This is a genomic window from Mesorhizobium sp. M4B.F.Ca.ET.089.01.1.1 (assembly GCF_004022605.1).
In the GTDB taxonomy this organism is placed as follows: Bacteria; Pseudomonadota; Alphaproteobacteria; order Rhizobiales; family Rhizobiaceae; genus Mesorhizobium; species Mesorhizobium abyssinicae.
Genome location: NZ_RZOS01000451.1, coordinates 1 through 4,423 on the forward strand (window position 1 = coordinate 1; position 4,423 = coordinate 4,423).

Sequence of the window (4,423 nt, forward strand, 5' to 3'; positions counted from 1 at the left end):
ATCGACGGCTACGGCATTTTCCGCAACACGGTTTCCGGCCAGAAGATCAACGACGCGCAAGGCCGCATCGAAGGCCAGCTCAACGTCGACCTCGACAACGAGCTGCGCGCCATCGCCAAGCTCGGCTACGAAGCGGTGCCGGAATCGGCCTCCTCGCCGGACGCCATCGCCGGCGTCACTTCGCAGCCGCTGCGGCAGACCGTGGACGGCAGCCTCGGCATCGAGAAGGACGTCGGCAAGATGCGCTACGCGCTGACCGGCGCGATCACGCATGACTTCTATGGCGACGCCGATCTTTCGGACGGCACCACACTGTCGCAGAAGGACCGCGACTCCACGCTCTATTCCGCGACCTTGCGCACCGGCTATCAGGTTTCGCCGGCCATAACGCCTTTTGTCGAGGTGGAGGCAGGGCGACGGGTCTATGATCTGCGCCTCGACAGCAACTTGTACGAACGTTCCTCGACCAGGCTCGGGGCGCGCGCCGGCCTCGAACTCGACATGGACGACAAACTGTCGGGCGAATTCTCCGTCGGCTGGCTGCGCGAAGCGATCGACGACGACCGCCTGCCGGCCAATGCGGGGCCCTACGTCAACGCCGATCTCAAATGGTCGCCCGAGCGCGGCACCATCGTCGGGCTCACAGGCAGGACCACCATCGAGAGCACCACCACGGCCGGGGAAAGTGGCGATGTGCTCTACTCGGGCAGGCTTACCGGCGAACGCCAGGTCCGCGCCAATCTGACGGCGAATTCCGCGCTTGGCCTCGACTGGCGCGACTATACCGGCTCCGACGGCCATGACCTGATCCTGAGCGCCGAGGCCGGCCTGACATGGTGGCTGAACCGCTATGCCGGTCTCACCACAAGGGTCAGGACCGAGAAGCTGAACAGCAACCTGGCCGGCCGCGACTATGTCGCCAACAGCATCTTCCTGGGACTGAAGGTGCAGCGCTGAGGAGGCCGGCGCCTGGAGCGTCTCACCGTTTCAAAGAAACGGCGAACCGCTCTATCCCTTTGTTTGACGCAGTTCGGGACGGAGAACCGCTCGCACTTTTCCTGGAATTCCTCTAGAGCGCCGCGCCGCGCCGCTCGGACGGCTGCATCTCGTCGAGCAGCGTGCGGATGACGCCGGCCATGCTCTCATTCATGTCTCTGCGCCACAAAGCGAAGGCGACATTGGCCTCGACAAAGCCTTCCGGAGAGCCGCAGTCGAAGGTGCGGCCCTGGTAGTGGTAGCCGTAGAAGGGCTGCTGCTTCTCCAGCTTCAGCATCGCGTCGGTGAGCTGGATCTCGTTGCCGGCGCCGCGCTCCTGGCCTTCGAGGATGCCGAAGATCTCCGGCTGCAGGATATAGCGGCCGTTGATGAACAGGTTCGAGGGCGCGGTGCCTGCCTTCGGCTTCTCGACCATGCCGGTGATGCGGAAGCCATGATGGGTATCCTCGCCGCGGCCGACAATGCCGTATTTATGCGCCTCGGCCGGATCGCATTCCTGCACCGCGATGATGTTGTTGCCGGTCTCGGCATAAAGCTCGACCATGTCCTTCATGCAGCTCTTTTCCGACTGCATGATCATGTCGGGCAACAGCAGCGCGAAGGGCTCGTCACCGACCAGTTCGCGGGCGCACCAGACGGCATGGCCGAGCCCCATCGGCACCTGCTGGCGGGTGAAGCTGGTCTGGCCCGGCGCCGGCTGCAGCCGCTGCAGGCGGGCGAGCTGGTCGTCCTTGCCGCGCTGGGCAAGCGTGTCGTAGAGCTCGAACTGGACGTCGAAATGGTCTTCGATGACCGCCTTGTTGCGGCCGGTGACGAAGATGAAATGCTCGATGCCGGCGTCGCGCGCCTCGTCGACCACATACTGGATGACCGGTCGGTCGACGACGGTCAGCATTTCCTTGGGAATTGCCTTGGTGGCGGGAAGGAACCGCGTACCGAGACCAGCGACCGGGAAGACTGCTTTGCGAACTCTCTTCATGCTGCCAATTATCCGCTTGATTACGCGCTCCGCAATCCCGTTCTGAGACATTTTCGCGCCGGAATCGAGATGTAAGGAACGCCGAGTTTACAAAACTTGCAGTGCGTAAAGCATCGTCGCGTCTTTTCGTTCCCGCCCCCACCTATGGTAAACTAAATACTAACCGGGTTCGGCGATGAATGATCTTCCTGATACGAAAAAGGAGGAACAGATGTCCGTTCGCAGCACCGCAAAGCGCCTTGCAAGCGTCGTGACGGCGGCCAGCCTGTCGCTTGCCCTGCTGATGCCCGCGGGACCTGCTTTCGCCGATGCCGGATTCCGGCAATGGGTTGCCAGCTTCCGCGCCACGGCGGTGCAGAGCGGCGTCTCCGGTGCGATCTACGACCAGGCCTTCAGGAACATCACCGATGTCGATCCGGTCGTGCTGGAAAAGGCCCGCACCCAGCCCGAGTTCACGGCACCCGCCTGGGACTATTTCGACAACCGCGTGCACGACCAGTCGGTCGCCGTCGGCCAGCAGATGGCCAGGAAATGGAAGCCGTGGCTGGACAGGATCGAGGCGCGGTTCGGCGTCGACCGCAACATCCTGCTCGCCATCTGGTCGATGGAATCGAACTATGGCGAGATCCTCAAGCGCAACGACATCATGCGCAATGTCATCCGCTCGCTGGCGACGCTTGGCTATGCCGACCCGCGGCGTTCGAAATTCGCCCGCACCCAGCTGATCGCGGCGCTGAAGATCCTGCAGAGCGGCGACATCGACGAAAGCCATCTCAGCGGCTCGTGGGCCGGCGCCATGGGCCACACCCAGTTCATACCGACCAGCTACCAGCATTATGCCATCGACATGGACGGCAACGGCAAGCGCGACATCTGGAACTCGATCCCCGATGCGCTGGCGACGGCCGCCAATCTGCTGCGGAAGAACGGTTGGCAGGCCGGCAAGACCTGGGGCTACGAGGTCGTCCTGCCGGCCGGCAAGCTTCCCGCCGGCTCGAAGACGCTGGCGCAATGGCAGGCGCTTGGCGTCGTCAGGGCCAACGGCAAGCCGTTCAAGAACGGCTCCGACAAGGCGACGCTGAAAGTGCCCGACGGCCGCGGCGGGCCGGCCTTCCTGATGATCAAGAACTTCTCGGTCATCAAGGCCTACAACAACGCCGACAAATACGCGCTCGCCGTCGGCCTTCTTGCCGACGAGATCGCTGGTGGCAGCGGCCTGGTTCAGGACTGGAAACGGCCCTTCACCAAGCTGAGCTTCGAGGAGCGGCAGGAACTGCAGCAGCGGCTTTCCGAACACGGCTATTATGACGGCAAGTTCGACGGCAAGATCGGCGAGGGATCGAAGGCCGCCATCATGGCCTTCCAGGCGAAGGCCGGCTTGACCCAGGATGGCTATCCGAGCATGGAAGTGCTCAAATGGCTCCGCAAGAAATAGGAACGCCTCAGGGACGGAGGAAGTGATTGGTTTCGGCTGGGCGCATACTGGCGATCGTTCGCCGCACGCCGATCCTGATCCTGGCCCTCGCCGTCCTGGCGGTGGCTGCGGCCAGCGCCTTCCACACGCCCGCCATGGCGCAGGAGGAGCAGAGCCGCGGCTGGTCGCTGCGTGACTTGCTGTTCCCGCGCCGCAGCGAGCGCTTCGAGCCGCCGCTCGACATCCAGAAGGCAAGGCCGAAGGCAAAGACCAGGAAATCCAAGCCGCGCCTGCCGGCAGAGCCACAGACGCCGATCGTCGAGAAGACGCCGGATGCCCGCGCCGTGCTGGTGGTCGGCGATTTCATGGCGAGCGGTCTCGGCGAGGGCCTGGACACCGCCTTCGCCGAAAACGCCGGCGTCAGGATCGCGGTGCGCAGCAACGGTTCTTCCGGCTTCGTGCGCGATGATTTCTACAACTGGCCAGAACAGATCAAAACGCTGATCGAGACCGAGAAACCATCGGTCGTCGTCGTCATGCTCGGCTCCAACGACCGCCAGCAGATGAAGGTCGGCGACGTGCGCGAACAGCCGCGATCCGAGAACTGGACCAAGGAATATGAGCGCCGCACCGATGCGCTCGGCAAGGCCATCGCGGAAGCCAAGGTGCCGTTCCTGTGGGTCGGCATGCCGGCCTTCCGGTTGCCGAAGATGACTTCCGACATGCTGGCCTTCAACGACATCTACCGCTCGGCCGCCGAAAAGCATGGCGGCGAGTTCGTCGATGTCTGGGACGGTTTCGTCGACGAGAACGGCGCTTTCGTCACCACCGGCCCCGACATCAACGGCCAGGCGGTGCGGCTGCGCTCGGACGACGGCATCAATGTCTCCAAGGCCGGCAAGCGCAAGCTTGCCTTCTACACCGAAAAGCCGCTGGCCAAGATCCTCGGGCTGGCAGAGCCCGGAAGCGTGACGACAGTCTCCGCGCCGGCGGGCGCCCCGGTCGAAGCGCCGGCGCCCAATGCCGCTCCTGGC

Annotated in this window: 4 protein-coding genes; 3 read left to right on the forward strand and 1 reads right to left on the reverse strand. The window is 63.8% G+C overall.

Going from position 1 to position 4,423, the window contains the following annotated elements; translation table 11 throughout:
- Positions 1–957 (forward strand): outer membrane beta-barrel protein (locus EN780_RS28275; RefSeq protein ID WP_145971006.1); only part of this gene is annotated, 957 nt, incomplete at its 5' end.
- A gap of 112 nt (positions 958–1,069) precedes the next feature.
- Here EN780_RS28275 and galU read toward each other — a convergent pair.
- Entirely contained in the window at positions 1,070–1,984 is a 915-nt protein-coding gene (gene galU / locus EN780_RS28280) for a UTP--glucose-1-phosphate uridylyltransferase GalU (RefSeq protein ID WP_189340465.1), read from the reverse strand.
- Positions 1,985–2,186: 202 nt separating this feature from the next.
- On the opposite strand from galU, the gene EN780_RS28285 reads away from it, so the two are divergent.
- Together EN780_RS28285 and EN780_RS28290 are read left to right on the forward strand one after the other, a co-directional pair.
- Positions 2,187–3,410, forward strand: a complete 1,224-nt coding sequence (locus tag EN780_RS28285; RefSeq protein ID WP_127287155.1) for a lytic murein transglycosylase — start codon at positions 2,187–2,189, stop codon at positions 3,408–3,410.
- Positions 3,411–3,436: 26 nt separating this feature from the next.
- On the forward strand, positions 3,437–4,423 hold a 987-nt coding region (locus EN780_RS28290; RefSeq protein WP_128275939.1), incomplete at its 3' end, for a DUF459 domain-containing protein.

Coding starts and splice junctions, on each gene's coding strand:
- EN780_RS28285 (WP_127287155.1), top strand. CDS start 2,187: ATGTCCGTTCGCAGCACCGCAAAGCGCCTTGCAAGCGTCGTGACGGCG.